The 25427-nt window shown below is 66.8% G+C and carries 23 protein-coding genes; 9 read left to right on the forward strand and 14 right to left on the reverse strand.

The window, feature by feature from the left end:
- The first annotated feature begins 23 nt into the window (after positions 1–23).
- Together E8M01_RS03080 and E8M01_RS03085 are read left to right on the forward strand one after the other, a co-directional pair.
- A complete protein-coding gene (locus E8M01_RS03080; protein ID WP_136958763.1) occupies positions 24–1145 on the forward strand; it encodes an ABC transporter substrate-binding protein in 1122 nt (373 codons plus the stop codon).
- 75 nt (positions 1146–1220) lie between these two features.
- Positions 1221–2144: an arginase family protein gene (locus E8M01_RS03085; protein WP_136958764.1), complete on the forward strand. Its 924-nt coding sequence runs from the start codon at positions 1221–1223 to the stop codon at positions 2142–2144.
- Positions 2145–2404: 260 nt separating this feature from the next.
- On the opposite strand, the gene E8M01_RS03090 is transcribed toward E8M01_RS03085, so the two are convergent.
- From E8M01_RS03090 to E8M01_RS03120, 7 genes are all read right to left on the reverse strand, one after another.
- The gene (locus E8M01_RS03090) at positions 2405–3124 is read right to left on the reverse strand and encodes an ABC transporter ATP-binding protein (RefSeq protein ID WP_136958765.1); all 720 of its coding nucleotides are present in this window, start codon (positions 3122–3124) and stop codon (positions 2405–2407) included.
- Between the two features lie 5 nt (positions 3125–3129).
- Positions 3130–3906, reverse strand: coding sequence for an ABC transporter ATP-binding protein (locus E8M01_RS03095; protein ID WP_136958766.1), 777 nt, complete (start codon positions 3904–3906; stop codon positions 3130–3132).
- Entirely contained in the window at positions 3903–4913 is a 1011-nt protein-coding gene (locus E8M01_RS03100; protein ID WP_136958767.1) for a branched-chain amino acid ABC transporter permease, read from the reverse strand. Before E8M01_RS03100 ends, E8M01_RS03095 begins: the two co-directional genes overlap by 4 nt.
- Positions 4910–5797, reverse strand: coding sequence for a branched-chain amino acid ABC transporter permease (locus E8M01_RS03105; protein WP_136958768.1), 888 nt, complete (start codon positions 5795–5797; stop codon positions 4910–4912). The genes E8M01_RS03100 and E8M01_RS03105 overlap by 4 nt, the downstream gene beginning before the upstream one ends.
- Before the next feature lie 88 nt (positions 5798–5885).
- Positions 5886–7028, reverse strand: coding sequence for an ABC transporter substrate-binding protein (locus tag E8M01_RS03110; RefSeq protein WP_136958769.1), 1143 nt, complete (start codon positions 7026–7028; stop codon positions 5886–5888).
- A gap of 167 nt (positions 7029–7195) precedes the next feature.
- A complete protein-coding gene (locus E8M01_RS03115) occupies positions 7196–8419 on the reverse strand; it encodes an LLM class flavin-dependent oxidoreductase (protein WP_136958770.1) in 1224 nt (407 codons plus the stop codon).
- A 94-nt stretch (positions 8420–8513) separates the two neighbouring features.
- Complete coding sequence (locus tag E8M01_RS03120) at positions 8514–9041, reverse strand: flavin reductase family protein (RefSeq protein WP_136958771.1); 528 nt, start codon at positions 9039–9041, stop codon at positions 8514–8516.
- A gap of 132 nt (positions 9042–9173) precedes the next feature.
- Here E8M01_RS03120 and E8M01_RS03125 point away from each other — a divergent pair, with 132 nt between their 5' ends.
- Both E8M01_RS03125 and E8M01_RS34950 read left to right on the forward strand, forming a co-directional pair.
- Entirely contained in the window at positions 9174–10112 is a 939-nt protein-coding gene (locus E8M01_RS03125; protein ID WP_136958772.1) for a LysR family transcriptional regulator, read from the forward strand.
- A 352-nt stretch (positions 10113–10464) separates the two neighbouring features.
- On the forward strand, positions 10465–11229 hold the full coding sequence (locus E8M01_RS34950) for an outer membrane protein (protein WP_170181752.1): 765 nt from the start codon (positions 10465–10467) through the stop codon (positions 11227–11229).
- A 112-nt stretch (positions 11230–11341) separates the two neighbouring features.
- On the opposite strand, the gene E8M01_RS03135 is transcribed toward E8M01_RS34950, so the two are convergent.
- Together E8M01_RS03135 and E8M01_RS03140 are read right to left on the reverse strand one after the other, a co-directional pair.
- Positions 11342–12355 carry a phosphotransferase family protein gene (locus tag E8M01_RS03135; protein ID WP_136958774.1) on the reverse strand — a complete coding sequence of 338 codons (1014 nt, stop codon included), beginning with the start codon at positions 12353–12355 and terminating at the stop codon, positions 11342–11344.
- 9 nt (positions 12356–12364) lie between these two features.
- On the reverse strand, positions 12365–13576 hold the full coding sequence (locus E8M01_RS03140) for an acyl-CoA dehydrogenase family protein (RefSeq protein WP_136958775.1): 1212 nt from the start codon (positions 13574–13576) through the stop codon (positions 12365–12367).
- Between the two features lie 154 nt (positions 13577–13730).
- Between E8M01_RS03140 and E8M01_RS03145 the strand changes: the two genes are divergently transcribed.
- The 3 genes from E8M01_RS03145 (at position 13731) to E8M01_RS03155 (ending at position 17794) form a co-directional block, all read left to right on the forward strand.
- A complete protein-coding gene (locus E8M01_RS03145) occupies positions 13731–14429 on the forward strand; it encodes a TetR/AcrR family transcriptional regulator (RefSeq protein ID WP_136958776.1) in 699 nt (232 codons plus the stop codon).
- 288 nt (positions 14430–14717) lie between these two features.
- A complete protein-coding gene (locus E8M01_RS03150; RefSeq protein WP_170182202.1) occupies positions 14718–16442 on the forward strand; it encodes an ABC transporter permease in 1725 nt (574 codons plus the stop codon).
- 14 nt (positions 16443–16456) lie between these two features.
- Complete coding sequence (locus E8M01_RS03155; RefSeq protein WP_136958778.1) at positions 16457–17794, forward strand: ABC transporter ATP-binding protein; 1338 nt, start codon at positions 16457–16459, stop codon at positions 17792–17794.
- 141 nt (positions 17795–17935) lie between these two features.
- Here the strand turns inward: E8M01_RS03155 and E8M01_RS03160 are convergent, their stop codons facing one another.
- A complete protein-coding gene (locus tag E8M01_RS03160) occupies positions 17936–18994 on the reverse strand; it encodes an MBL fold metallo-hydrolase (protein WP_170181753.1) in 1059 nt (352 codons plus the stop codon).
- 54 nt (positions 18995–19048) lie between these two features.
- Complete coding sequence (locus E8M01_RS03165; protein WP_136958780.1) at positions 19049–19330, reverse strand: hypothetical protein; 282 nt, start codon at positions 19328–19330, stop codon at positions 19049–19051.
- Here E8M01_RS03165 and E8M01_RS03170 point away from each other — a divergent pair.
- The gene (locus E8M01_RS03170; RefSeq protein WP_136958781.1) at positions 19310–20161 is read left to right on the forward strand and encodes an HTD2 family dehydratase; all 852 of its coding nucleotides are present in this window, start codon (positions 19310–19312) and stop codon (positions 20159–20161) included. The two genes, E8M01_RS03165 and E8M01_RS03170, sit on opposite strands and share 21 nt — an antisense overlap.
- Positions 20162–20507: 346 nt before the next feature.
- On the opposite strand, the gene E8M01_RS03175 is transcribed toward E8M01_RS03170, so the two are convergent.
- Genes E8M01_RS03175 through E8M01_RS03185 form a run of 3 tightly spaced genes read right to left on the reverse strand, consistent with a single transcriptional unit; the run spans position 20508 to position 24117 of the window.
- Entirely contained in the window at positions 20508–21713 is a 1206-nt protein-coding gene (locus E8M01_RS03175; protein WP_136958782.1) for an acetyl-CoA acetyltransferase, read from the reverse strand.
- Between the two features lie 12 nt (positions 21714–21725).
- On the reverse strand, positions 21726–23186 hold the full coding sequence (locus E8M01_RS03180; protein ID WP_136958783.1) for a hydroxymethylglutaryl-CoA synthase family protein: 1461 nt from the start codon (positions 23184–23186) through the stop codon (positions 21726–21728).
- Positions 23187–23196: 10 nt separating this feature from the next.
- Positions 23197–24117: an SDR family NAD(P)-dependent oxidoreductase gene (locus E8M01_RS03185; RefSeq protein WP_136958784.1), complete on the reverse strand. Its 921-nt coding sequence runs from the start codon at positions 24115–24117 to the stop codon at positions 23197–23199.
- A gap of 152 nt (positions 24118–24269) precedes the next feature.
- Here E8M01_RS03185 and E8M01_RS03190 point away from each other — a divergent pair, with 152 nt between their 5' ends.
- Positions 24270–25406, forward strand: coding sequence for an acyl-CoA dehydrogenase family protein (locus E8M01_RS03190; RefSeq protein WP_136958785.1), 1137 nt, complete (start codon positions 24270–24272; stop codon positions 25404–25406).
- The last annotated feature ends 21 nt before the right edge of the window (positions 25407–25427 follow it).

A 25427-nucleotide genomic window follows, 5' to 3' on the forward strand; every position in this document is an offset into this window, starting at 1 on the left:
GCCACCAGACAGAGGAGAGACGCATGTCGAAGACCGAACATCAGGAATTCCGCGAAGACTGCCTGGCCATCCTGCGCGCCGAGACCGAAGGCAAGCGGGTCCATCGCCGCCGGTTCCTGCAGGCGATCGCAGCCCTCGGCGTCATCCCGACGGCGCTGCGTTTCACCCCGGCCCATGCCGCCGACCGCGAGCTGGTGGTGGTCAACTGGGGCGGCGACGCGGTGCCGGCCTATGACGAGATCTGGGCCAAGCCGTTCAACGCGGCCAATGCCGGCGTCAAGGCCGTGATCAACGGCGCCGGTCCGACCTCCGGCAAGATCAAGGCCATGGTCGAGAGCCGCGCGGTGACCTGGGACGTCTGCGACCGGACCATGCCGGCTTCCGTCGAGCTCGGCCGCCAGGGCCTGCTCGAAGCGGTCGACTGGACCATTGTCGCGCACAACAAGCTGCGCCGGGCGCATCGCTCGGACTGGGGCGTCGGCGCCTATCTCTATTCCTTCGCGCTGACCTATGACCGCCAGGCCCTGAAGGGCGCCCAGCCCAAGACCTGGGCCGATTTCTGGAACGTCAAGGATTTCCCCGGCAAGCGGACCCTGCGCAACAATATCGAGGGCATGCTGGAAGCCGCCCTGATGGCCGATGGCGTGGCCCCGGACAAGATCTATCCGATCAATGTCGACCGCGCCTTGGACAAGATCAAGCAGATCAAGCAGCACACCATCTTCTGGACCACCGGCGCGGAGAGCCAGCAGCTGTTCCGCAACAAGGAGGTGGTGATGGGCAATCTCTGGCACACCCGTTCCATGCTGCTGGCGAAAGAGGTCGGCGACCGCATCCAGTTCACCTTCGACCAGGGCGTATTGTTCGCCGGCGCCTGGATCGTGCCGAAGGGCAATCCGGCCGGCAAACTCGCCTGGAACTTCATCGCCGCGGCCCAGGACCCGCAGAGCCAGGTGGAACTGTTCAAGCGGGTCGGCAATGGCCCGATCAATCCGGCCGCCGCAGCCCTGGTGCCAGCCGAGATGAAGGCGCTCGACTGCGGCTCGCCGGAAAACTTCGCCAAGCAGGTGGCGGTCGACAGCGACTGGTATGCCGAACACTACGCTTCCGCCCTCAACCGCTACATGGACGTGATCGCCTCCTGATCACGGTCTCACGACAGGCGGGCCGGCGCTGGTCGCCGGCCTGCGCATCCTCATTCCAGGCAGCAGGACCGTTTCATGACCGCGTCTCCTTTCGCGTTCGCCCCCACCTTCATGGGCGTGCCCCACCGCACCGAGATCGGCGACGCCAAGGCGGTGATCCTGGGCCTGCCCTTCGATTGCGGCACGCACCCGCACCGCATCGGCTCGAGGCTCGGGCCCGCCTCGATCCGCGAACAGTCGCAGCTCCTGCGCGCCTATGACTGGACAACCGGCATCAATCCGCTGGAAGCGCTCGGCGTCATCGATATCGGCGATGCCCGGGTGACCTCGGGCGAGATCGAGCCGTCTTATGCCGCGATCGAAAACGCGGTCGAGACCATTGCGTCGAAGCGCGCCGTGGTCGTCTCGCTCGGCGGCGACGGCGCCATCGCGCTGCCCGAAATGCGGGCGCTGCACCGGGTCTACCCGGATCTGGTCACCGTCCATATCGACGCCCATACCGACGCCTATCCGATCCCCGGCTACAACACCGCGACCGCCTTCTCGCGCGCCGTCGAGGAAGGCCTGGTCGACGTCAAGCGCTCCTACCAGGTCGGCATGCGCGGCTCGACCATGGTGCCGGGCGTGCACGGCCACGGGCTGTCGCTCGGCTACAACGTCGTGCCGATGGCCGAACTCCTAGCGCGCGGCATCGAGGCGGTGTTCGCCGAGATCCGCGAAGCGATCGGCGACCGGCCGGTCTATCTCTCCTACGACATGGACTTCTTCGATCCCTCGGTCGCGCCCGGCGTCTGCACGCCGACCTGGGGCGGCGCCTCGGCCCGCGAAGGCCTCGCCGTGCTCGAGGCCTGCGGCGGCTTGAACCTGGTCGGCGTCAACATCAACACGGTGAGCCCGCCGCACGATGTCGGCGGCATGTCGGCCTTGCTCGCCGCCACCATCACGCTGAACAGCCTGCAGCTCATCGCCCGCCAGCACCAGACGCCGGTTGGCGGGTGAGTTGGAACTCAGACAAAGGGCACGCTTAAGGGCAATAAGCTCAACCGAACCAACCCTCTCCCATTGGGAGAGGGTGCCGGCGTAGCCGGCGGGTGAGGGGCGTAAGCGCTCAGAATTGATCCCGATGCTCACGCTGCGTGCAGCTCTATCCGGAAATGGACAACCCCTCACCCGCCCGCTGACGCGGGCACCCTCTCCCTTTGGGAGAGGGTTGGTTTGGTTGAGCTTTTCGCGTTGAGGACGACCCTGGCCCCGCCCCCTCACGCCCCGAGATAAGCCCGTGTCAGGCTCTCGTCCTTGACCGCGCCGCGCCAGTTCTCCGGGCCGATCTCGTCGACCACCCGGCCGAGCTTCATGACATAGGCTCGGTCGGCGGCTTCGCTCGCCAGTTGGACGTTCTGCTCGATCAGGAGGACGCTGACGCCTTCGCCGCGGATCCTGGCGATGATGCCGACCAGGCTCTTGACGATCTTGGGCGCGAGGCCGGTCGAGGGTTCGTCCAGGACCAGCAAATCCGGCTGCAGCAGCAGGGCGCGGCCGATCGCCACCATCTGCTGCTCGCCGCCGCTCAGAAGTTCGACGGGAGCGTCGAGCCGCTGCTCGATGAACGGAAACAGCGCCAGGATGCTGTCGAGCGAGAAGCGCCGCCCGGCGCTGCCGCGCTTGTCGCCCTCGCGCGCGGCGAGATCGAGATTGGTGCGCACGGTGAGCTCGCCGAACAGGCGCCGGTTCTCCAGCACCACGCCGATGCCGGCCGCCGTCCGGCGATGCGCCGGCAGGCCATGGATCTCCCTGTTGTCCTTGACGATGCGCCCGGAGCGGACCGGATTGAGCCCGCAGAGCGCGCGCACCAGCGTGCTCTTGCCGGCGCCGTTCGGTCCGATCACCGCGACGCCCTCATTGGCGCCAACCGTCAGGCTGACGTCGCGCAGCACGGTGATCGCGCCATAACCCGCCGTGATGGTCTCGACCGACAACATGGCGCTCAGGCTCCCAGATAGGCTTCCCGCACGCGCGGGTCGGCCTGGATGGCGGCGAAATCGCCGCGCGCGATGATCTCGCCGAAGCACAGCACATTGACATCAGAGGAGACACCCATCAGGTCCATGTCGTGCGAGACCAGGAAGATGGTCATGCCCTCGCGGTTGAGCCGGACGAGCATCTGGCGCAACTGCTCGGTCTCCTCGGCATTGAGCCCCGAGGAGGGCTCGTCGAGGCACAGGATATCGGGTTCGCCGACGGCGGCGCGGGCGAGCTCGATCAGCCTTTGCTGGCCGACGGGAAGGTCGCCCGCCCGGATCTGCGCGATGTCGCCGAGGCCGAAACGGGCAAGGGTCGCGTCGGCCAGGGCCGCCATGCGGCGACGCTCGGCGCGCGACGACGGCAGGCCGAAGAGATTGGCGAGGAAACCGGAGGTGCCGAGCTTGTGGCAGCCGGCGATCAGGTTGTCCCGCACGCTCAGGTGGGCGAAGACCTGCGGCGTCTGGAAGGTCCTGACCAGGCCCTCGCGGCTGCGCTCGGCGACGGATGCGCGCGCGATGCTGGCGCCGTGATAGAGCACGTCGCCTTGATCAGGCGTCAGGAAGCCCGAGACGATGTTGAACAGCGTGCTCTTTCCCGCGCCGTTCGGTCCGATCAACCCGGTGATCCCGCCCTTGCCAATGTCGAGCGTGACGTCGCGCAGCACCGACAGGCCGAAAAAGCCCTTGGAGATACGACGAAGCTGCAGCATGGCGTTTGTGTCGATGTCGACCGCGGTCATGGCGTGCGCTCCCCGGCCGGCGGCAGCAGGCGCCTCGCGACATCCCGGACCAGCCCGCCAATGCCCTGCGGCAGGAAGATCACCGCCAGTACCAGGGCGCCGGCGAACAAGAGCGGATGGACGTCGCCGAGCTTGCTCAAGAGGTTCGGCGCAATGGTGACGAAGGCCGCGCCGAACACCGCCCCGGCAACCGTCTGGACGCCGCCAATGACCGCCAGCAGCAGGAAGCTGACCGCCTTGTCGATGCCGAAACTGTCGACGCTGACGAAGGAGACATAATTGGCGAACAGGCTGCCGGCGAGCGAACCGACCATGGCGCTCAGCACGAAGACCTGCACCTTCAGCCGGTGCACGTCGATGCCCAGCACCATGGCCGCCTGAGGCGCATCGCGCATCGCCCGCATGGCATAACCGGCCCGCGACTTCAAAAGGTTGTAATGCAGCCAGAACACCAGGCCCGCCACCGGCCAGACGAAATAATAGAAGCGCTGCGGCGTGTTCAGCGACAGGCCGAACAGGGTGATGCGCGGCACGCCGCCAATACCGAGCGTGCCGCCGGTGAGCCAGTCCCATTCCAGGAACAGGACATGGCCAATGGTCGCCAGCGCGAGTGTCGCCAGCGCCAGGAAATGGCCGGACAGGCGCAGGATCGGCCAGCCGAGCAGGAAAGCGGTTGCGCCACTGACCAGCATGCCGGCGCCGAGCCCGACCAGCCAGTGCCAGCCGAGCGCGGTCGCGCCATAGGCGGTGGCATAGGCGCCGATGCCATAGAACACGCTCTGCGCCAGCGAGATGATGCCGCACTGGCCGAGCAGGAAGGCGACACCCAGCCCGGCAATGGCATAGAGCGCGGTGAACACCAGAAGATCGACCATGCCGCGCGAGGCGACGAGCGGCACCGCGGCCCAGGCGACCAGGCCAATGACCGCCAGGATGGCAATGACTGCCGTGCGCGAGCGGGCCGGAGCGACGGCGATCCGGGTGATCGGGATCTGTTCGATGCTCATCCGCCAGCCCGCCCCTTGCGGCCGAGAATGCCGTTGGGAATGGCGATCATGATCAGGATCAGGAAGGCCATGGCGATGACGTCCTTGTAGCCGGACGAGACGAAGACGATGGCGAGCGCCTCCACGAGGCCGAGCATCAGCCCGCCGAGCACCGCGCCGAAGGGGTTGCCGAGCGTGCCGATGATCGCGGCGGTGAAGCCCTTCAGCGTCAAGAGCAGGCCCATCTCGTAATGGATGGTGATCAGGGGCGAGACCAGCACGCCGGCAATGCCGCCGACCGCGCCGCCGAGCACGAAGGTGAGCGTGCGCATCATCGGCACATTGATGCCGATGGTCGCCGCGCCGTCGGCATCGATGGACGCCGCCATGATCGACCTGCCGATGAAGGTGCGCGTGTAGAACAGGCGGAGCGCGACGACGACCAGCACGCTGAACACGATCAGCCAGACCGCATGAACGCGGATCGCCGCGTCGAACACGTCGAGCGAACCATTGCCGCCGAGGCCGCGCACGGGGTGGGAATCGCGACCGAAGAACAACAGCGTCGAAGCCGAGACGGCGAAAGCCCCGCCGAGCGTCACCAGGAGGAAGGAATCCTCGGTGCCGCCGCGCCGCTTGGTCGGGCGGACGAACATGAGCTCGACCGCCCAGCCGACCGCTCCGCCGGCAAGGGTGCCGCCGAGAAAGGCCACCAGGACGGGCGCGCCCAGCCGTTCGATGGCGAGATAGGAGACGATGCCGGCGACCAGGGCGAAATCGCCCTGCATGGCGTTGACCACGCGGGTGCCGCGATAGATCACCGAAATGCCCAGGCCGATCAGGCCGTAGACGAAGCCGTTGGTCACACCTGACAACAGCGATTGGATCAGCAGGGTTGTCGTCATTGGCCCGTTCGCGGCAGACAATGGCAGGAGACGGGCGCGCTCGGGCGCCCGCCAAGGAACGCTGTGTCGAAGGTCGGCGCGCCGAAGGTCAGCGCGCCACCTTGAACGGCAGCCGGGTGAACTGCTGCTTGACCAGCTTCGAATAGACATAGCTGGACAGGTCGATGCCGGTCAGGTCGTCGCGCGAGAAATCATAACTCGCCATGACGCCCTTGAACGGCTGGCGCATGGCCTGGGCGATCGCCGCCCTGTCGGTCGGCCCGGCCCGCTTGAGCGCGTCGGCGACGATATGCACGGCGTCCCAGCCGGCGGCCTCATAGTTCTTCGGCAGCGAGCCATAGGCCTTCTGATAGAGCTCGACGAAAGCCTTCTGATGCGGCTCCGGGTCTTCGCCGACCAGGAATTCCGGGAACACGATGTCGTCGGCGAATTCGCCCATGCCGCGGACATAGTCATAGGGCGAGGAACCGATGGCGGAAATGATCGGCTGGGTGATCTTGACCTGGCGGGCGCCGCGGAACGGCACCGGCGAGGTCGCCACCACATAGACCGCCTCCGGATTGGCGGCGCGCACCTTGGCGGCCTGGGTCGAGACATCGGTCGCGCCGACCTCGAATTTCTCGACCGAGACGAATTCGACGCCATAGTCGCGCGCCATGGTGCGCAGGCTGTTGAACACCAGCTGGCCATAACCGGAATCGTGCAGCACGCCGATCTTCTTGAAGCCTTGCGCCTTGGTATATTCGAGCATGGCCTTGGCGTTCAGCGGCTGTGGCGGCAGCACGTGGTAGAGCGACTTGTAGGTCAGCTCGATCGCCGGGCCGAGGCCGGTCAGCGCCACCTGAGCCATTTTCTCGCCATCGGCCAGCGCCGCGATCGCGCCGGTGCTGGCGGTCAGCGAGCCGCCGATCATGACGGCGACCTTCTCGTTGAAGATCAGCGCCTCGGCCTTGCTCTTGGCGATGTCGGGTTTCGAGCCGTCGTCCTCGATCAGCACTTTGATCGGCCGGCCGCCGATGCCGCCGGCCTCGTTCAGCACCTTTTCGGCGAGCTGCATGGCCGAGCGCTCGGCCTGGCCGAGGCCGGCGCCCGGACCGGTCAGGCACAGGACCGCGCCGATCTTGATCGGCTCGGCCGACTGGGCATGGGCCGGGAAAGGCGCCTTGGCGAGCGCCAGCGCGCCGGCCGCGCCGAGCATGACGCCGCGCCGCGTCTGAATGAGTCTTGTCATGGTTTCCTCCCGGGGAAAACGCCGCGGCGTCTTTGGCCGCGTTGAGCGTCTGATGGTGTCGGTCACGGATTATGGGCTAAAGGGATGCGGAACCCTCGTCGGCTTGCGTATGGATGCCATGCGGGGCCGGACCAGCGACGGCCCGGCCGCGATGCCTCACGGCGGGGTCACTCGGCGGCGGCGCGATATTCCGGCGTCTCGAGCTGCGGCAGCACCTCGCGCATGAACAGGTCGAGCTCCTCGAGCATGACCTCTTTCGGGCACTGCGCCCAATGCCAGATCAGGGTGATATATTCGCATGGCGCCTGGTCGTAGATGCGGCTCCAGACGTCGCGGTTGTCCTGCACCGTGCCGCCGATGAACAGTTCGCTCTTCTTCATGCCCTCGACCAGGGTGGCGTCGTCGCCCTGCGGCAATTGCGGGAAGAACGGCCCGTAGAAATTCCGGTAGATGTCCAGGTCGTATTGCCTCAGGCGCTCGTCGAACTGGGCACGCGAGCTGGTCACGTGGGGAAAACGCACGATGTTCTGCCGCTCGCCGAGCTGGAAATCGAAGCCCGAGCGGCGCGCGACGTCGTGATAGAGCCTGACCCCCTCGGCGACCTGGGCGAGCGGCGAGAAATAGGTCGGGTGGAAGCCGCGGCGGGCGCAGAACTCGACGCTCTCGCGGCTCTTGGTGGTGGCGACGAACAGGGGCGGATGCGGCCGCTGATAGGGTTTCGGCACGACGGCGATCTTGGCGACGCGGCCCTGGTCGTCGACCTCGCCCTCGACGCCGGCGGCGCGCGCGGTATGGGCCGCCGGATAGCCCTCGATGCCGGTGATCGGATAGGGCGCCTTGTAGGTCGGTCCATCCAGCACCACCGCGTCCTTGGTCCAGCAGGCGATCAACTGGTCGACCCGCTCCTCGAACACGTCGCGGTTCTTCTGGTCGGAGGCGCTGCCGTCCGAAACGGTGGCGACCGAACCGGCCCATTGCCCCAGCACATTGGCCCAGCGCGACTGGTAGCCGCGGGCAAGGCCAACCCAGTAGCGGCCCTTGGCCAGGTGGTCGAGAATGGCGGTTTCTTCGGCGACCCGGATCGGATCCTGGGTCGCCATGACATAACCGATGGCGCCGACATTGATGGTCGAGGTCTTGGCCGCCCAATAGGCGTTCAGGATGCCCGGATTGGGCCCGACCTCATAACCTTCGGAATGGAAATGGTGCTCGATGGTCGAGGCGCCCCAGACGCCCATGGCTTCGGCGGCCAGCACCACATCGGTCCATTCATGGACGATCTCCTGATACAGGTCGCGATCGACGCCCATCGGCCGCTTCTTCACGCGGTCGTCGAAACCGTCGCTCGGAAACATCGGATAAAGCTGGAGAATGACCTTCGGCCGCGCCATGCGAGCCTCCCTTTCGTGGTATTTTTGAGAGAACCTTAGCCCGCCCCTCCCCGCCTGAGATCAAGGGTGAGGCTATGGCTGTTATCGGTTGGAGCTATAGGCGCTCGTCCGCCTCCAGCCGCCGCATGGCGCCGGCATGAAACACCAGCGGCGCGCACTCGGGGGCCTGGGTGAAACCGTCGACCCGGCCGACGAAGATCACGTGATCGCCGCCCCAATAGCGGTAGAGCATGCGGCATTCGAACCGCGCGGCGACCCCGGGCAGCATGGGAATGCCCTGCGGCCCCTCCTCGGTCTCGATGCCGGCGAAACGATCGATGCCGGAACGGGCGAACTGGCGCGCGAGGCCGTCCTGTCCTTCAGCCAGGACATGAACGACGAAATGGCTCGCCTCGTCGAAGGCGGCATGGCTCGATGAGCTCGCCGCCAGGCTCCAGAGCACGAGTGGCGGATCGAGCGACAGCGAACTGAACGAATTGACCGTGACCCCGCAGATGCGCCCGCTGCGGGTGCGGCTGGTCACCACCGTCACGCCGGTGGCGAAACGGCCGAGCGCATCGCGAAAGGCCCGCTGGTCCAATGGCTGGGCGCGCCCCTCGTCCCTCAAAACGGCATATCCCATGGCAGCCTCCCGCCGCGGCGCGGTCCCGGACAAGGCCCGGCGAAACCGACGCGACAATCCAAGGCTAGAGGTTCCGCTTCCTTAGAGAATGCGATAAGAGACGATGTCAGTTATAGGCTGGAGATATAGCTCGTGGACCTCCGTCACATCACGGCTTTTGTCGCGGCTTACGAGGAGGGCAGCATCAACCGCGCGGCCCAGCGGCTGAACCTGGCGCAACCGAGCGTCAGCGGCATCCTGCGCGACCTGGAGACCGAGATCGGCGGCCCCTTGTTCGAACGCCTGGCGCGCGGCGCGCGCCCGACAAGTGCCGGCGACACCTTCTACAAACATTGCCTGCGCGTGCTGGCCGAGGTCGATGCCGCGCGCAAATCGGTGATGAGCGGCGTCGACCGGGTTGCCGGCCCGGTCCATATCGGGCTCGCCCCGACGGTTGCCAAAGGCCTGATGCCGCGGTTCATCGCCGGCTATCTCGCCGATTATCCCGATGTCCAATTGCGTATCGCCGAGGCTTTTTCCGGTCCGCTCGCCGAATGGACGCTGTCGGGCGACGTCGATTTCGCCGTGGTGGCGGTCCCGCCGGCCGACCGGCGGCTGGTGATCCGGCGGCTCGCCCCGGATCCGATCTTCCTGATCTCGGCGCCCGACGGCCTGGCCGCCGCGTCATCCGGCCCGCTCGCGGCCATGCCTCCCTTGAAGCTGGTCCTGCCCTCGCCGCGCAACGGCCTGCGCACCATGCTCGACCGCTACATCCATGCGGTGAACCTGCCGATCGACCGGCTGATCGAGATCGACAGCCTGCATGGCATCCTGGAAGTGGTGAAGCGCAGCGACTGGGTGACGCTCCTGTCGATCACCTCGATCCTGAAAGAACTCGAGCGCGGCGAGCTGGCGGCCCGGCGCACCGACCCGCCGGTCGATCTCGAATTCTACCTGATCCATCCGGCCCGCCGCGCCCTCTCCGCGGCGGCCGCGCTGTTCGTCCAGCGGCTGGAACAGGCTTTTGCCGCATCCCAGGCCGAATGGGCTCATCTCGTCGCCGACGAAACCCGCGGCGCAACGATCAGGTGAATCGCCCGACACGCCTCGGCTTGCGCCGGCGGCAGACGCCGGTTGGGGAGAGCCGGACGGGGGCCGCCCGCCGCACATCCACCACAATCTCGTCCGTTTCCGGCCAAAACATGTGTCGGCCGGGGCACAGCGCGACATCGAACGCCGCGGCCGCGCCGGAAAAGGCCGCTCCTGCACGGCCCGGCCGATTGACGCCCCGGATCGGTCGGGTATCTCAGGCCTGACAACGACATCGGGCAGCCCAATATTCGGCGCCGAGGGTTCGCTCAAAGGACCATTGGACGGCGACATGTTTGGATCACTGGCCGCCTGCATTGCGTACGGTCCAAACAGGATTAGGAAAGGCATCGTCATGAAGAAATTTCTCCTCGCAGGCATTGCGCTCGCCGCTTTGGCGTCCGGCGCCCAGGCCGCCGACCTCGGCGTCCAGCGCGTCGCCGTCCCGGCCGCCATCGTTTCCCCGGCCTTCAACTGGACCGGCTTCTATATCGGTGGTTACGTCGGCGGCGCCTCGCGTCAGTCGCGCTTCAACGACATCGACGGCTACAACACCCCCGGCACGTGGAACGTCAACAAGACCAGCTTCCTCGGCGGTCTGACGCTCGGCTACAACTGGCAGATCACGCCGAACTTCCTGCTCGGCGTCGAAGGCGAAGTCGGCTATCTCGGCGGCGCTCGCCGCGCTGACCCGGCCTCGGCTGGTCTCGACACCTCCGGCCGGATCAATGACAGCGTCTACGGCCTGGTTACGGCCCGCGCCGGCTTCACGCTCGATCGCGCCCTGTTCTACGTCAAGGGCGGTCTCGCGCTCGGCGGCGGCAACTCGCGCGTCATCGACAGCTGCACCGTGGCCCCTTGCGGTCCTCTGACGGCTTCGGGCTCGCGCTCGTCGAATGTCGGCTGGACCATCGGTGCCGGTATCGAATACGCGGCTTATCAGAACTGGACCGTCAAGGCTGAGTACAACTATGTCAGCTTCGGCAACCAGACGATCAACGCGGCGGCTTCGGACGGCTTCAACTACCGGTTCCGGGTCAACAACAACAACGCCCACCTGTTCAAGGTCGGCGTGAACTACCTGTTCTCGACCGGCCCGGGCGCCGTGGCTCGCTACTGATAGCTTCCCGATCCCCTCGGGATCGTGACGGACGGGCCGCCTTCGGGCGGCCCGTTTTCGTTTCGGCCGCCGGCGGCGGCGCGCAAGGCGGCGGTGCCTGGCCGCGCGGCGATCAGGTCAGTTCGGCCGCCCGCCTGGCGAAGACGGCGGCGAGCCGGCCGACCGCCTCGGCATTGTCGGCCGCGGCGGTGCCGGCTTTGGCGCGCACCGCGATGCCCTCGAAGATCGCCGCCCAGCGGAACATGGCATAAGCCATGTGGAAGGGCGTGAGCCGCGCCGGATGATCGGCCATGGCGTAATAGTCCGCTTCATAGGCGGCGCGGCTGGGGATGCCCAGCGCCGCCAGATCCAGGCCGACCAGGCCGCCATATTCGTCCGGCGCGCTGTGCCAGGCCATGCAGCTGTGGCTGAGATCGCCGAGCGGATGGCCAAGCGTCGACAATTCCCAGTCGAGAATGGCGATGACCCGCGGTTCGGTCTGGTGGAACATCAGATTGCCGATGCGATAATCGCCATGGGCGATCGCCGAGAGATCATCCCGAGGGATATGGGCCGGCAGCCAGGCGATGAGCCGATCGAAATTGGCATCGTCGCGGGTGCGGGCCGCCTGCAATTGTTTGGTCCAGCGGCCGATCTGGCGGGCGAAATAGTCGCCGGGGCGGCCGAAATCACCAAGCCCGCGCGCCGCCGGGTCGATATTGTGCAGGGCCGCCAGGGTCTCCGCCATCGAGCGGTACATGGCCCGGCGCTGGTCCGGCGCGACGCCGTCCAGGGCGCAGTCGTGGAACACCCGGCCGTCGAGCCGCTCCATGACATAAAAGGGCGTGCCGATCAGGTTTCGGTCGTCGCAATAGAGCAGCGCCGGCGGCACCGGCACATCGGTGCCCGCCAGCGCCGAGATGACCCGGTATTCCCGGTCGATCGCATGGGCCGAGGGCAGGAGTTCGCCCGGCGGCTGCTTGCGCAGCACCAGGCGCCGCGTGTCATACGACACGAAGAAGGTCGGGTTCGACTGTCCACCGGAGATCCTGGCGATCTCCGGGCGCCCGCCGGACAGGCCCAGCGCCTGCCTGAGATAGGCATCGAGCCTGGCAGTGTCGAACTCGACCGTCTTGTCATCCGTCATGGCCTGCCCTCACGCCTGCGCCACCGGCCAGCGCCAGAAATCGGATCCCTCGCCGCTCAGCGCCCGGTGCAGCACCATGCGATGCACCTCGTCGGCGCCGTCGACGAGCCGCGCCTGGCGGGCATAACGATAGATCCATTCGAGCACCGTATCCTTGGAATAGCCACGCGCGCCATTGATCTGGATCGCCACGTCGGCTGCCTGGTGCAAGGTATTGGCCGCCTGGATCTTGGCCATCGAAACCTCCTTGCGGGCGAAATTGCCACGGTCGAGCTCCCAGGCCGCCTTCATCACCAGGAGCCGGCCGATCTCGATATTCATGGCGAGCCCGCCGAGCATCAGCTGGACGCTTTCCCGGTCGGCCAGCCTGACGCCGAAGCCGTGGCGCACCGCGGCATAGTCATTGGCGATCTCGACACACCGTTTGGCAAGACCGAGCCAGCGCATGCAATGGGTCAGCCGCGCCGGTCCGAGCCGGATCTGGGTGATTTTCATGCCCTGCCCTTCGCCCATCAGGACATCCTCGGGCTGCACGGTCAGGCCGTCGAAATCGATCTCGCAATGGCCGCCATGTTCTTCCGGGCCCATGATGCCGATGCGCCGGACGATGCGCCAGCCGGGCTGGTCGCGATGGAACAGGAAGGCGGTCAGCCCGCTGCGCGGATTGTCCGAGGTGCGCGCCACCAGGATGAAATGGGCGGCGGTCTCGGCGCCGGTGATGAACCATTTGCGGCCGTGGATGCGATAGGAGCCGTCGGGCTGCTTGTCCGCCGTGGTCTGGATCATCGACGGGTCGGAGCCGCCGCCCGGGCTCGGCTCGGTCATGGCGAAGGCCGAGCGCACCTTGCCCTGGACGATCGGCTCGAGCCAGCGCCGCTTCTGGTCGGGCGTGGCGATCGCCTCCAGCACCATCATGTTGCCGTCGTCGGGGGCCGCCGAATTGAACACCGCCGGCCCGAAGATCGAGCGGTTCATCGCCTCGTAGCAGACCGCCATGCCCATGCGGCCGACGCCGAGGCCGCCGGTATCCGGCTGCAGCTGCAGGCACCAGAGCCCCTGGGCGCGGGCCTTGGCTCGCATCCGGTCGAGCAGGCCGAGCTCGATATTCTCATGCGCATCATAGGCGGCGGGATCGGCCTCCAGCGGCAGGATCTCGGTGTCGACGAAGGCCGCGATGCGGGCACGCAGGTCATCGAGTTCAGGCGAAATCGTGAAATCCATCAGCCAACCTCCAGCTTAAAAATACGAGCGAGCGCTCGCTTTATAAATTGGCATTTGCTGTGAGGCAATGGTACGAATGGCAGGTCCTGCGGTACGGCCAACCGCAGTGCAAGACTCTTGAACATGCTGACAATCTCGCAGCGCAAGGATTGGCATGGACCGGCTCTCGACCTTTCAGGCGCAGCACGACCTGACGACCGAAGCGCTCTGCGCCCGCATCCTGGCGCGTCACCGCGAGGCCATCCGGGTCAAGAAGCCGCATGTCGCCACCGCCAATCTCGCCCGCATCATCGATGCGACGCTGAAGCTCGCGAACCGCACCTCGTTCCATTCGATGACGGTGCGCGACCTGGTTGGCGAAACCGGTCTCAGCATGGGCGCGCTCTATGCCTATTTCGACACCAAGGACACGCTCTTGGCGATGATCCTCGACACCGTCTCCGGCGTCGTCACCGAGGTGCTGGACCAGCCACCGGCCGAGGTCGCCGACGAGCCCGTGGCGCGGCTCGCCTGGTTCATCCGCACCCATGTCTTCCTGTCGGAGACCATGCTGCCCTGGTTCGTCTTCTCCTATATGGAAGCCAAGGCCTTTCCGCCGAGAGAGCGCCGGAAGGCGACGGCCAGCGAACAGCGCACCGAGGCGATGATCTCGGCCGTGCTGGAGGCTGGCCAGGCCAAGGGCCGTTTCCGGGTCGACAACATCGAAATGACCGCCGCCCTGATCAAGCCGATGATCCAGGACTGGTATGTCAAACGCGCCAAATACCGGAAACGCAATGTCGGCCCGGAGGCCTTCGCCCTGGCGCTGATCGGCTTTGTCGAGGCCTCGATCCTGAAGCGGCGGCGCGCCTGACGCGCCGGCCGCCCGGCGCGGGACTGCCGCCCTTTGTCCTTATCGCTTTTTTATTTGACTTGAGCGCCCGGCGGGAGCATTGGGCCCGCAACGGCGGTCGAGCCTGCTCGCCGCCGGATCTGATGAGACCTCAACGACAATGCCCAGCGACAGTAGCAGTCGATTGTCCAAGCCGTTGACGGCGCGCGTGCCGGCCTGATCTCTCAGAGATCGGCTCACCCGTGATCGTCGCGGCCGACGATCACGCCCAAAAGGTGAGCCATGAATTCCCGCCCGATCTTCGGGGCCATGCGGCAGGCGCCGCTCGGCCTGCGCCTCGGCGCCTATGCCCCCAATCTGTTCGATCTCGTCGCCTTCATCCTGGTGATCGGCGTCCTGAGCCTGATCGCCCATTCGATCGAGGACATGCGGGCGCCGCTCGCCGCCCTCGACATCGCGCCGGTGCGTCTCGACCCCTGGCTGCTGCCGGAATATGCCGCCCGCACGGCGCTCAGGCTGTTCGCCGCCATGGCCGCCTCGCTGGTCTTCACCTTCATCGTCGCGACGCTCGCCGCCAAGAGCCGCCGGGCCGCCATGGTGATCATCCCGATGCTGGACATTCTCCAGTCGGTGCCGGTGCTCGGCTTCCTCACCTTCACCGTGATGTTCTTCCTGCGGCTGTTCCCGGGCAGCCAGCTCGGCGCCGAATGCGCGGCGATCTTCGCCATTTTCACCGCTCAGGCCTGGAACATGGCCTTTTCCTTCTATCAGTCGCTGCGCACCGTGCCCGGCGACCTCGCCGAGGTCAGCCGGCAGTTCCAGTTCTCGCCCTGGCTGCGCTTCTGGCGGCTGGAGGCGCCTTTCGCCGTGCCGGGCCTCGTCTGGAACGCCATGATGTCCATGTCGGGCGCCTGGTTCTTCGTCGTCGCTTCGGAAGCGATCTCGGTCGGCGACGTCACCATCGCCCTGCCCGGCATCGGCTCCTGGCTGGCGCTCGCCATCGAGCAGCGCAACATGACCGGCGTGGCGCTGGCGGTGGCCGCCATTGCCGTCACCATCCTGATCTATGACCAGCTCGTGTTCCGCCCGATCGTCGCCTGGGCCGACAAGTTCCGCTTCGAGACGACGGCCGCCCAGCAGCGGCCGCAATCCTGGGTCTTCGACCTCCTGCGCAAGACCCGGCTGATCAAGGGCCTGGTCCAGCCATTCGGCTGGGTCGTCGGCCTGATCGGCCGGCTGGCGGCCAGGACCAATAGCCGGGCGCCGGTCGCCCTGCCGCGCCTCGCCGGGCCGATCGCCGGCGCCGCCTGGTTCGTCCTGGTCGGCGCCGCGGTCGCCTACGGGCTCTGGCAGATCGTCGCCTATCTCTCGGCAACTCTCGCGCCGGCCGATGTCGTCACGGCGGTCGGTTATGGGCTGATCACGCTCGTCCGGGTGCTCGTGCTGATCGCGCTCGCCTCGCTCGTCTGGGTGCCGATCGGCGTCTGGATCGGGCTCCGGCCGGCGGTGGCCCAGAAGGTCCAGCCGATCGCCCAGTTCCTCGCCGCCTTTCCGGCCAATGTGCTGTTTCCTTTCGCCGTCGTGCTGATCGTCTCGTTCAGGCTCGACCCGGATATCTGGCTGTCGCCGCTGATGGTGCTCGGCACCCAGTGGTACATCCTGTTCAACGTCATCGCCGGCGCCAGCGCCTTTCCGACCGACCTGCGCGAGGTCTCGACCCTGTTCCGGCTGAAGACCCAGCAATGGTGGCGGCGGGTCATCCTGCCCGGCATCTTCCCCTATTACGTCACCGGCGCGCTGACCGCCTCGGGCGGCTCCTGGAACGCCAGCATCGTCGCCGAGGTGGCGAGCTGGGGCGACACCAAGCTCCGGGCGGCCGGCCTCGGCTCCTATATCGCCGAGGCGACCACATCGGGCGACTATCCCCGCGTGGTGCTCGGCGTCGCGGTCATGTCGCTGTTCGTCGTGATCTTCAACCAGGTGCTCTGGCGGCCGCTTTATCGCTTCGCCGAGCGTCGTCTCACCCTGAACTGACGGAGGCACCGATGATGAGCCACACCGTGAATGCCCCGCCGGCGCCCGCCGCCACCAGCCAGAAAGCCCTGGTCCAGGTGAAAAACCTGCGCCACCTCTACCAGAAGGGCTCGGCGAGCGACCTCCTGGTGCTCGACGACGTCCAGCTCGCGCTGCGCGACAACGAGATCGTCTCGCTGCTCGGCCGTTCCGGCTCGGGCAAATCGACGCTGTTGCGCATCATTGCCGGCCTGATGCCGGCAAGCGCCGGCTCGATCACCATTGACGGCGAGCCGGTCGCCGGACCGGCACGCCAGGTCGCCATGGTGTTCCAGTCCTTTGCCCTGTTTCCCTGGCTGACCGTCCTGGACAATGTCGAGATCGGCCTGGAAGCCCAGGGCGTCGCGCCGGCCGAGCGGCGCAAGCGGGCGCTTGCCGCCATCGACCTGATCGGCCTCGACGGCTTCGAGAGCGCCTATCCGAAGGAGCTTTCCGGCGGCATGCGCCAGCGGGTCGGGTTGGCCCGTGCGCTGGTCGTCCACCCGCAGGTCCTGCTGATGGACGAACCGTTCTCGGCGCTCGACGTCTTGACCGCCGAGACCCTGCGCACCGACCTGCTCGATCTCTGGGGCGAAGGCCGCATGCCGATCCGCTCGATCCTGCTGGTCACCCACAATATCGAGGAGGCGGTGCTGATGTCCGACCGCATCCTGGTGTTCTCGTCCAATCCCGGCCGGGTCATCGCCGAGATCAAGGTCGAACTGCCGCAACCGCGCAACCGCCTGGATCCGGCGTTCCGCCAGATCGTCGACGACATCTATGCCCGCATGACCGCCAAGGCGACGTCACCGGCCCAGCGCGGCGGAACGTTCCTCGGCTCGGGCATCGGCATGGTGCTGCCGCAGGTCTCGACCAATGAACTGGCCGGCCTGATGGAGGCGGTCCTGGGGCCGCCGCATCACGGCCGGGCGGCGCTGCAGGCGCTCGCCTCGGAACTGCAGCTCGAGGTCGACGAACTCTTCCCGATCGCCGAGACCCTGCAGCTGCTGCGTTTCGCCGAACTCGACGCCGGCACGGTCAGGCTGACCGAGGAAGGCCGGCGTTTTGCCGCGAGCGAGGTCGACGCCCGCAAGAACCTGTTCGCCCAGCACCTCATCGCCTATGTGCCGCTCGCCGCCCATATCCGGCGCGTGCTCGACGAGCGGCCGAGCCACCGCGCGCCGGCCGCCCGCTTCCGCGACGAGCTGGAAGACCACATGTCGGAGAATTTCGCCGAACAGACGCTCGGCGGTGTCACCTCCTGGGCGCGTTATGCCGAGGCCTTGGCCTTCGACCAGGCGGCCGGCATGTTCAGCCTGGAGAACCCGGATTGAGGGGAGTGAAGGATCCGGATCGACGCAGCGGAGAATGGTTCCGTGGACCGTCCTGAAAGCAAAAAGCTCAACGCGATCAACCCTCTCCAATCGGGAGAGGGTTGATTCAGTTGCGCTTTTCGCCCGGCGAGCCTCTCCAGCTCACACCACCGCGTAGAGATGCGCGGCCTCGCCCAGCCCGTTCCGCACCACCCGCTTTTGCCGGATCAGCAGATTGAGATGGGCGAGCGTCTCGCCGACCGCAAATTTCATCTGGCGATGTTCCAGCGCGCGCCGGAACAGCCGGCTGGCGATGTCGGCCGCCGTGCGCGGCTGGTCGCAAATGCCGATGATCTGGTCGAGCCGCCGCGCGTGGCCGGCGAGCAGGGCGTCGATGCGTTCGTGCAGCCCATGGAACGGCGCGCCATGCGAGGGCAGCACCAGGGTTTCCGGCGGCAGCGCCTTGAAGCGGTCGAGTGCTGCAAGATAATCGCCGAGCGGATCGCCCTCCGGCTCGGCGGCGACCACGCCGATATAAGGCGAGATGGTCTCCAGCACGTGGTCGGCCGCGATCAACAGATTGCGCCCGGCGTCGAACAGGCAGATCTGCTCGGGTGCATGGCCGGCGGCGGCCAGCACCTGCCAGCGCGTGTCGCCGATCACCACGTCGTCGCCGTCGCGCAGCCGGACGAAGCAGGCCGGCAGAGGCTTGACCGCACTGGTGTAGAAAGCCTGGGTCTGGGCGAGATAGGCCAGGAACCCGTCGGAGCAGCCGGCCATGCGATGCAGCCTCTGCTGCTGCGTGAGCGCCAGCCCGGCATCCTCGCTGAGCGCGGCGCGGGCCTGCAGCCATTCGGTCCTGGCCATCCAGAGCGGCGCGCCGAACCGCGCGCAGAGCCAGCCGGCAAGGCCGACATGGTCGAGATGAAAATGGGTGACGATCACCCGGGTCACCGGCCGTCCGGCCAGGTGATCGGCGAAGACCTGTTCCCACAGGGTCTTGCTGGCGGCATCGCCGGTGCCGGTATCGATGATGGTCCAGCCCGCGCCGTCCTCGACCAGCCAGGCATTGACATGCCAGGGCGAGAAGGGGACCGGCAGCCTGACCGAGAACAGGCCAGCGGCGACCTGCGCCGGCGCGACGCAGCCGCTGGCGGCCAATGCGCCCTGGTCGATGCCTTGCCGTTCTGCCGTCGAATGAGCCCGACCTGCCTGCGCCAACACTGCGAAACCCCTTGGATGACCCGAAAGCGGCGAGCCTGATCCACTCGCGCTTCATGAAATATATTTCCGCAGCGCGAAAATAGCACCTCCTTTCGGCCAGGCCAGCACGCAGGCGGCGCAGACCAGCCAAGCGGCCGGCATCGCCATCAGTCGTTCGACGGATATGCGGAATTGATTTCTGAAAGGAGGCCCATGCCTGAGCCGGAACACCGCGCCCTCCCGGTCCTCCGGGGGATGGACTTTCGCACCGATCTCGGCGATCTCGTCGGCCTCGCCGCCGGCAAGGCAAGGTCCCGCTGAAAGGCTTATCCGATGAGCGATGCCAATGATCATGTGAAGGCCTGGATCGGCCGCGAAGAGACGATCCGGGACAGCCTGGGCCTGACCCCGGCGCGCCTGCTGGCGGCGACGCTCGACGACCGGCAGGCGCGGTTCGAAACCGGCGACGCCGTGCCGGTCTGCTGGCAATGGCTGTATTTTTTGCCTGCGGCGCCACAGGGCGAGATCGGGCCGGACGGCCACCCGAAGCGTGGCGGCTTCCTGCCGCCAGTCGAGCTGCCCCAGCGCATGTTCGCGGGCGCGGAGATCACGGTGCATGCACCCCTGCGCTTCGGCCTCCCGGCCGAGCGGCGCGGCATTATCCGTGACGTCACGCCGAAGACCGGCAAGAGCGGCCCGCTGGTCTTCGTCACCGTCGATTACGAGTTCCACCAGGATGGCCGGCATTGCCTGACCGAACGCCAGTCGATCGTCTACAAGGACGCCGGCCGGCCGCAAGCCGCCGGCGGCGAGGCCGGAGCCACCCCGTCCTTCGGCGCGTCATGGTCACGCCGGATCAACCCGGATCCGGTGCTGCTGTTCCGCTTTTCCGCGCTGACCTTCAACAGCCACCGCATCCATTACGACCGGCCCTATGCGACCGAGGTCGAGCATTATCCCGACCTGGTGGTGCACGGCCCGCTGATCGCGGTCTGCCTCGCCGACCTCCTGAGGGTGGAGGCTGGCCGGCCCTTGAGCTTCTTCAAGTTCCGCGCCGAAGCGCCGCTGTTCGTCACGGCGCCCTTCGAAGTCGTCGGGCGGGCGGCTGGTGAGGCTGGGGCGGAGCTGAAGGCGGTCGGGCCAGGCGGGGTGACCGCGATGAGCGCGTCGGCGATTTTCGCGTGATGAGAAGGTAATCGCGCGGTGCCGATGCAGCGCCAGCCTGCGCGGGAAACGCCGACGTCACCCCCGGCCGAGCGCAGCGAGGGGAAGGGGGTCCAGGGCCGCCTCATCGGCGCTTGCCGTGCATGTCGGTGACGTGATTTCATCGTGTCGAGGATCCCGCTCTGCAACTCCTGGACCCCCTTCCCTCGCTTCGCTCGCCGGGGGTGACGGATGGTTCCCGCATCAACGCGAAACCATCAGCCTCACGCCTGCCAAGCCTACCGCTCCCGCCACCCCACTCACAAAAAGGCCTGCCCCCTCGGGAGGGAGGGGGCAGGCTCGGGGCATCGATCGCTGAAGCGCCGGATCAGGCGCCGTCGAGACCGACGACCACCACCGAACAGACGTTCTGGTGCGGGAAGCCACCGAGATTATGGGTGACGCCGAACACCGGCTGGGTCTTGCGCTGGCGCTCGCCGGCGCGGCCCTGCATCTGCAGGTACATCTCGTAGATCATCCGCAAGCCTGACGCGCCGATCGGGTGACCGAAACATTTCAGGCCGCCGTCGATCTGGCAGGGCACCTTGCCGTCGGCGTCGAAGAAGCCGTCCATGACGTCGCGCAGCGCCCCGCCCTCGGGCGAGATGTGCAGGTCTTCCATGGTGACGAACTCGGTGACCGAGAAGCAGTCATGCACCTCGACCAGCGAGATCTGCTCGCGCGGATTGGTGATGCCGGCTTCGGCATAGGCCCGCTTCGAAGCGATCCGGGTGGTGGCGAAATAGGTGCTGTCCCAGGAATTGTGCTGGGCCTCGGTGCCGTTCGACACGGACAATTGCAGCGCCTTGATGGTGACGAGGTCGTGCTTGCCGAGGCTGCGGGCGATTTCCGGCGTGGTGACGATGGCGCAGGCTGCCCCATCCGACACGCCGCAGCAGTCGAACAGCCCGAGCGGCTCGGCCACCATCGGCGCATTCATCACCGTGTCCTCGGTGATCTTGTTGCGCAGATGCGCCTTCGGATTGCGCGAGCCGTTGTCGTGGCTCTTCACCGAGATATGGGCCAGCGCCCGCTTGAAGTCGCCGGCATCGACGCCGTGCTTGGCGCGATAGGCGGCACCGAGCTGGGCGAACACGCCGGGTGCCGACAGGTTCGGCCAATACATCGAATTGACCACGCCGCGGCCGCGCTGCGGCAGGCCGCCATAACCGGTGTCCTTCAGCTTCTCGCAGCCGAGCGCCAGCGCGATGTCGCAGGCCCCCGAGGCCACCGCGTAGGCCGCGCCGCGGAAGGCTTCCGAACCGGAGGCGCAATAGTTCTCGACCCGCGTCACCGGGATGTAGCCGAGCCTGAGCGCCACCGCGAGCGGCACGCCGGACTTGCCGACATGCTGCTCCTCGATGCCGGTGGCGAACCAGGCGGCCTCGATCTGCTTGGTCTCGATGCCGGCGTCGCCGAGCGCTTCCTCATAAGCCTCGACCATCAGGTCTTCGGCGTTGCAATCCCAGCGCTCTCCGAACTTGGAGCAGCCCATGCCGAGGATTGCGACCTTGTCACGAATGCCAGTAGCCATGGTGCCTCTCCTCTAGCTCTGGGCCGCGCCGGCCGGCGCTGCCTTCCAGAAATAGCGCGTGAAACCGCGCTGCTGGTCTTGGTCCTTGATGCGGAACACCATGCGCATCGGCATGCCGACTTCGACCTTGCCGACATCGACATCGGTAAAGTCCATCATCATGCGGCCGCCGTCGCGAAACTGCACCATGCCGAAATGCTGCGGCGGTTCCGGGCTGTAGGTCAGCATGTCGGCGGTATAGGACATGACGTTGCCGACCATTTCGGCGAAGGGATGGTCGACCTGGGTATGGAACTTGTGGCAGTTCGGCCCGACGCAGATCTTGCTCTTCGGGAACTGCAGCGTGCCGCATTCGGTGCAGCGGCCGCCGACCAGGCCGTGGACCATCTCGTTGTTGCGGTAGAGCGCGGTCATGGCGGTGGCCTTGTCGAGCTCCGCCCGCATGCCGCGATCGAGCGGGATCAGGTCGTTGAAGGCGAGGAACTTGGCATAACTCGTCTCCTCGCGCCGGCGCGCCAGGCTGCCGGTGACGCCGCGACGCGGCGGCAAGGTGGCGATCGCCTCGGTCACCTCCAGCACCAGCACGTCGCAGCCCTGGCCGAAACCGGCCACCACGATGCGCTCGCCGGCCTTGGCGCGCTCCAGCGCATGCACCAGCATGACGATGGCATGCGCCGCACCGGTATCGCCGCAGACGCCGGCGAGATTGTCGCGGACGGCCGCCTCCGGCAGCCCGCATTTCTGCGCCACCAGGGCTGCGATGCGCGGCAGGGTGCCGGGCATGCAGAAATGGCTGACGCCGTCAGCAGCGACGCCGGCCTTGCCGAGCGCCGCCTTGACCGCCGGCGGCACGATCTTCAGATAGCCTTCCTCGCGGATCCAGCGCTCTTCCCAGCCATAGTCGAAGGCCCGGTCGAAGGCACGGAACTGGTCGACGAAATCGACCGTCTCGGTATGCGCGACGATCAGCCGGGCGATCGGCTGGCCCTCGCCGATGAGCAGGGCTGCCGCGCCGTCGCCATAATGCATTTCCTGCGGGCTGCCGGCCTTGGCCTTGCGCTTGTCGGCGGCCGCGAGCAGCGTCTGGCCGGCGCCGCCGGCGACCGCCTGCACGGCCGCGATGAGCCCCGAGGTCGCCGCCCGGCGCGAGCCGGACAGGTCGAGGGTGCGGATCGCCTGCGGCAGGTTCAGCGCGGTCGCCACCACCGCGCTGTTCGAGCGGTCGGCGAAAGGCAAGGTGGTGGACGCCAGATGCACGGCCTGGATCGCCTCGCGCGGCAGGTCGGCGAGGCAATCGCGCGCCGCTTCCACCGCCATGGTGATCGGGTCCTCGTCCCAGCCGGCCATCGACCTTTCGCCCTTGCCCTGGGCCTTCAGCCCGGGGTTGAACCAGGCATTGGCTTCCGCCGCCGCCCGGCGCTGCAGGCGCAGGCGCGGCACATGCGCGCCATAGGCTAAAATTCCAATCGACATCGGGCGCTCCTCAGATCGGGTCCCAGGAAAAGACCTCGCCCGACCGTTCGAGCGGGAAGAACGACGATTTCAGCGCCGGAATTCCGTGCTCGGCAAGCGACTGGCAGGTCCAGCCTTCGGAGCGGTGGATCGAGCGGACCGGGCGCGACTGGCCCATCAGGAAGATCTCGTTCATCCGGACCGCGAAGATCTGGCCGGTGACGTCCTTGGCGGCATCGCCGAGCAGGAACACCGACAAGGGTGCGATCTTTTCCGGGCCCATGGCCTGGATCTTGGCGACGCGCGCTTTCTGCGCCTCGGTTTCGGTCGGAATGGTGCCGATCAGCCGGCTCCAGGCGAAGGGCGACACGCAATTCGAACGGACGTTGAAACGCGCCATGTCGAGGGCGATCGACTTGGACATGCCGACGATGCCGAGCTTGGCGGCGGCATAATTGGCCTGGCCGAAATTGCCGATGAGGCCGGAGGTCGAGGTGAAGTGCACCATCGAACCGCTGCCCTGGTCGCGGAACAGCCGGGCGGCGGCATGCGAGACATAGAAGCTGCCGAGCAGGTGGACTTTGATCACCAGTTCGAAGTCGGCGACGCTCATCTTGTGGAAGATCGCATCGCGCAGGATGCCGGCATTGTTCACGATGCCGTCGAGCTGGCCATAGGTGTCGAGCGCGGTCTTGACGATGTTGTTGGCTTCGGCCGGCTCCGCGACGCTGTCGAAATTGGCGACCGCGGTGCCGCCGCGCTTGCGGATCTCTTCGACCACCTCTTCGGCCGGTGCGGCACTGGCGCCCTCGCCCTCCGGGCTGCCGCCGAGGTCATTGACCACGACGCGCGCGCCTTCGGCCGCCGCCAGCAGCGCGATCTCGCGGCCGATGCCACGGCCGGCGCCGGTAACGATCACCACCTTGCCGTCGAGACTTGTTGTCTGGCTCATCTGATTTCCTCTCCTAAGGCACGAATAACGGCCACGTTTTGTCGCGGCGAACCTGCACACGGGTCTATCAAAAGTCAAACTTGTGCGGAAATCAATTCCGCCTTACGGAATAGGCCATCCGCGAAGAAACCCGACGGCTGGAGGAAATGGCCATGGTGCCGAGGACGATCTACACATCCGAGCACGAGATGTTCCGCGACAGCGTGTGCCGGTTCATCGAGCGCGAAGTGGCGCCCCACCACGCCCAGTGGGAGAAGGACGGCCAGGTCAGCCGCGAACTCTGGCAAAAGGCCGGCGAGCTTGGACTGCTCTGCACCTCCATCCCCTCGGAATATGGCGGCGGCGACGGCGACTTCCGCCACAGCGCGATCATGACCGAGGAATTCGCGCGCCGCCTGTTCAGCGGCCCCGGCTTCCGCCTGCATTCCGATATCGCCGCCTTCTACATCCTGCACCAGGGCACCGAGGAGCAGAAGCGGAAATGGCTTCCGAAAATGGCGACCGCCGAGGCCATCTTCGCGCTGGCGATGACCGAGCCCGGCGCCGGCAGCGACCTGCAGGGCATCCGCACCACGGCGATCCGCGACGGCGACCACTATGTCGTCAACGGCTCGAAGACCTTCATCACCAATGGCCAGCTCGCCGATGTGGTGATCCTCGCCTGCAAGACCGATCCGCGCGAGGGCGCCAAGGGCGTCAGCCTGCTCCTGGTCGAGGCCAACCGTCCCGGCTTCCGCCGCGGCCGCAATCTCGACAAGCTCGGCATGAAGGCGCAGGACACCTCGGAGCTGTTCTTCGATGACGTGCGCGTGCCGGTGTCCAATATTCTGGGCGAAGAAGGCCGCGGCTTCCGCTACCTGATGTCGGAACTGCCGCAGGAGCGCCTGCTCGTCGCCATGTCCTCCATGGCCGGCGCCGAGGGCGCGCTCGAGGTCACGCTCGACTATACCAAGAACCGCAAGGCCTTCGGCCAGGCCATCGCCGACTTCCAGCACAACCGCTTCAAGCTGGCGGAGATGAAGACCGAGATCACCATTGGCCGGACCTTTGTCGACCGCTGCCTGGAACTGCACCTGGACGGCAAGCTCGATGTCGAGACCGCCGCCATGTGCAAATACTGGATCACCGAGCTCGAGGGCCGGGTCGTCGACCAGTGCCTGCAGATGCATGGCGGTTATGGCTACATGACCGAATATCCGATCGCGCGGGCTTATGCCGATGCCCGCGTGCGCCGCATCTTCGGCGGCGCCAATGAGATCATGCGCGAGCTGATCGCCCGCAATCTCTAACAGCCCGGCGGTGGAAGGCGG

The sequence above is a fragment of the Phreatobacter stygius genome (genome assembly GCF_005144885.1).
Taxonomy (GTDB): Bacteria; Pseudomonadota; Alphaproteobacteria; order Rhizobiales; family Phreatobacteraceae; genus Phreatobacter; species Phreatobacter stygius.

Bases quoted from the DNA above. Each gene is read 5' to 3' on its own strand.
- E8M01_RS03190 (WP_136958785.1), top strand. From the start codon at position 24,270: ATGGTGCCGAGGACGATCTACACATCCGAGCACGAGATGTTCCGCGAC.
- E8M01_RS03170 (WP_136958781.1), top strand. From the start codon at position 19,310: ATGAGCGATGCCAATGATCATGTGAAGGCCTGGATCGGCCGCGAAGAG.
- E8M01_RS03155 (WP_136958778.1), top strand. From the start codon at position 16,457: ATGAGCCACACCGTGAATGCCCCGCCGGCGCCCGCCGCCACCAGCCAG.
- E8M01_RS03105 (WP_136958768.1), bottom strand. From the start codon at position 5,797: ATGACGACAACCCTGCTGATCCAATCGCTGTTGTCAGGTGTGACCAAC.
- E8M01_RS03115 (WP_136958770.1), bottom strand. From the start codon at position 8,419: ATGGCGCGGCCGAAGGTCATTCTCCAGCTTTATCCGATGTTTCCGAGC.
- E8M01_RS03145 (WP_136958776.1), top strand. From the start codon at position 13,731: ATGGACCGGCTCTCGACCTTTCAGGCGCAGCACGACCTGACGACCGAA.
- E8M01_RS03165 (WP_136958780.1), bottom strand. From the start codon at position 19,330: ATGATCATTGGCATCGCTCATCGGATAAGCCTTTCAGCGGGACCTTGC.
- E8M01_RS03090 (WP_136958765.1), bottom strand. From the start codon at position 3,124: ATGTTGTCGGTCGAGACCATCACGGCGGGTTATGGCGCGATCACCGTG.
- E8M01_RS03135 (WP_136958774.1), bottom strand. From the start codon at position 12,355: ATGACGGATGACAAGACGGTCGAGTTCGACACTGCCAGGCTCGATGCC.
- E8M01_RS03100 (WP_136958767.1), bottom strand. From the start codon at position 4,913: ATGAGCATCGAACAGATCCCGATCACCCGGATCGCCGTCGCTCCGGCC.
- E8M01_RS03095 (WP_136958766.1), bottom strand. From the start codon at position 3,906: ATGACCGCGGTCGACATCGACACAAACGCCATGCTGCAGCTTCGTCGT.
- E8M01_RS03085 (WP_136958764.1), top strand. From the start codon at position 1,221: ATGACCGCGTCTCCTTTCGCGTTCGCCCCCACCTTCATGGGCGTGCCC.
- E8M01_RS03180 (WP_136958783.1), bottom strand. From the start codon at position 23,186: ATGTCGATTGGAATTTTAGCCTATGGCGCGCATGTGCCGCGCCTGCGC.
- E8M01_RS03140 (WP_136958775.1), bottom strand. From the start codon at position 13,576: ATGGATTTCACGATTTCGCCTGAACTCGATGACCTGCGTGCCCGCATC.
- E8M01_RS03150 (WP_170182202.1), top strand. From the start codon at position 14,718: ATGCGGCAGGCGCCGCTCGGCCTGCGCCTCGGCGCCTATGCCCCCAAT.
- E8M01_RS03110 (WP_136958769.1), bottom strand. From the start codon at position 7,028: ATGACAAGACTCATTCAGACGCGGCGCGGCGTCATGCTCGGCGCGGCC.
- E8M01_RS34950 (WP_170181752.1), top strand. From the start codon at position 10,465: ATGAAGAAATTTCTCCTCGCAGGCATTGCGCTCGCCGCTTTGGCGTCC.
- E8M01_RS03185 (WP_136958784.1), bottom strand. From the start codon at position 24,117: ATGAGCCAGACAACAAGTCTCGACGGCAAGGTGGTGATCGTTACCGGC.
- E8M01_RS03175 (WP_136958782.1), bottom strand. From the start codon at position 21,713: ATGGCTACTGGCATTCGTGACAAGGTCGCAATCCTCGGCATGGGCTGC.
- E8M01_RS03080 (WP_136958763.1), top strand. From the start codon at position 24: ATGTCGAAGACCGAACATCAGGAATTCCGCGAAGACTGCCTGGCCATC.
- E8M01_RS03120 (WP_136958771.1), bottom strand. From the start codon at position 9,041: ATGGGATATGCCGTTTTGAGGGACGAGGGGCGCGCCCAGCCATTGGAC.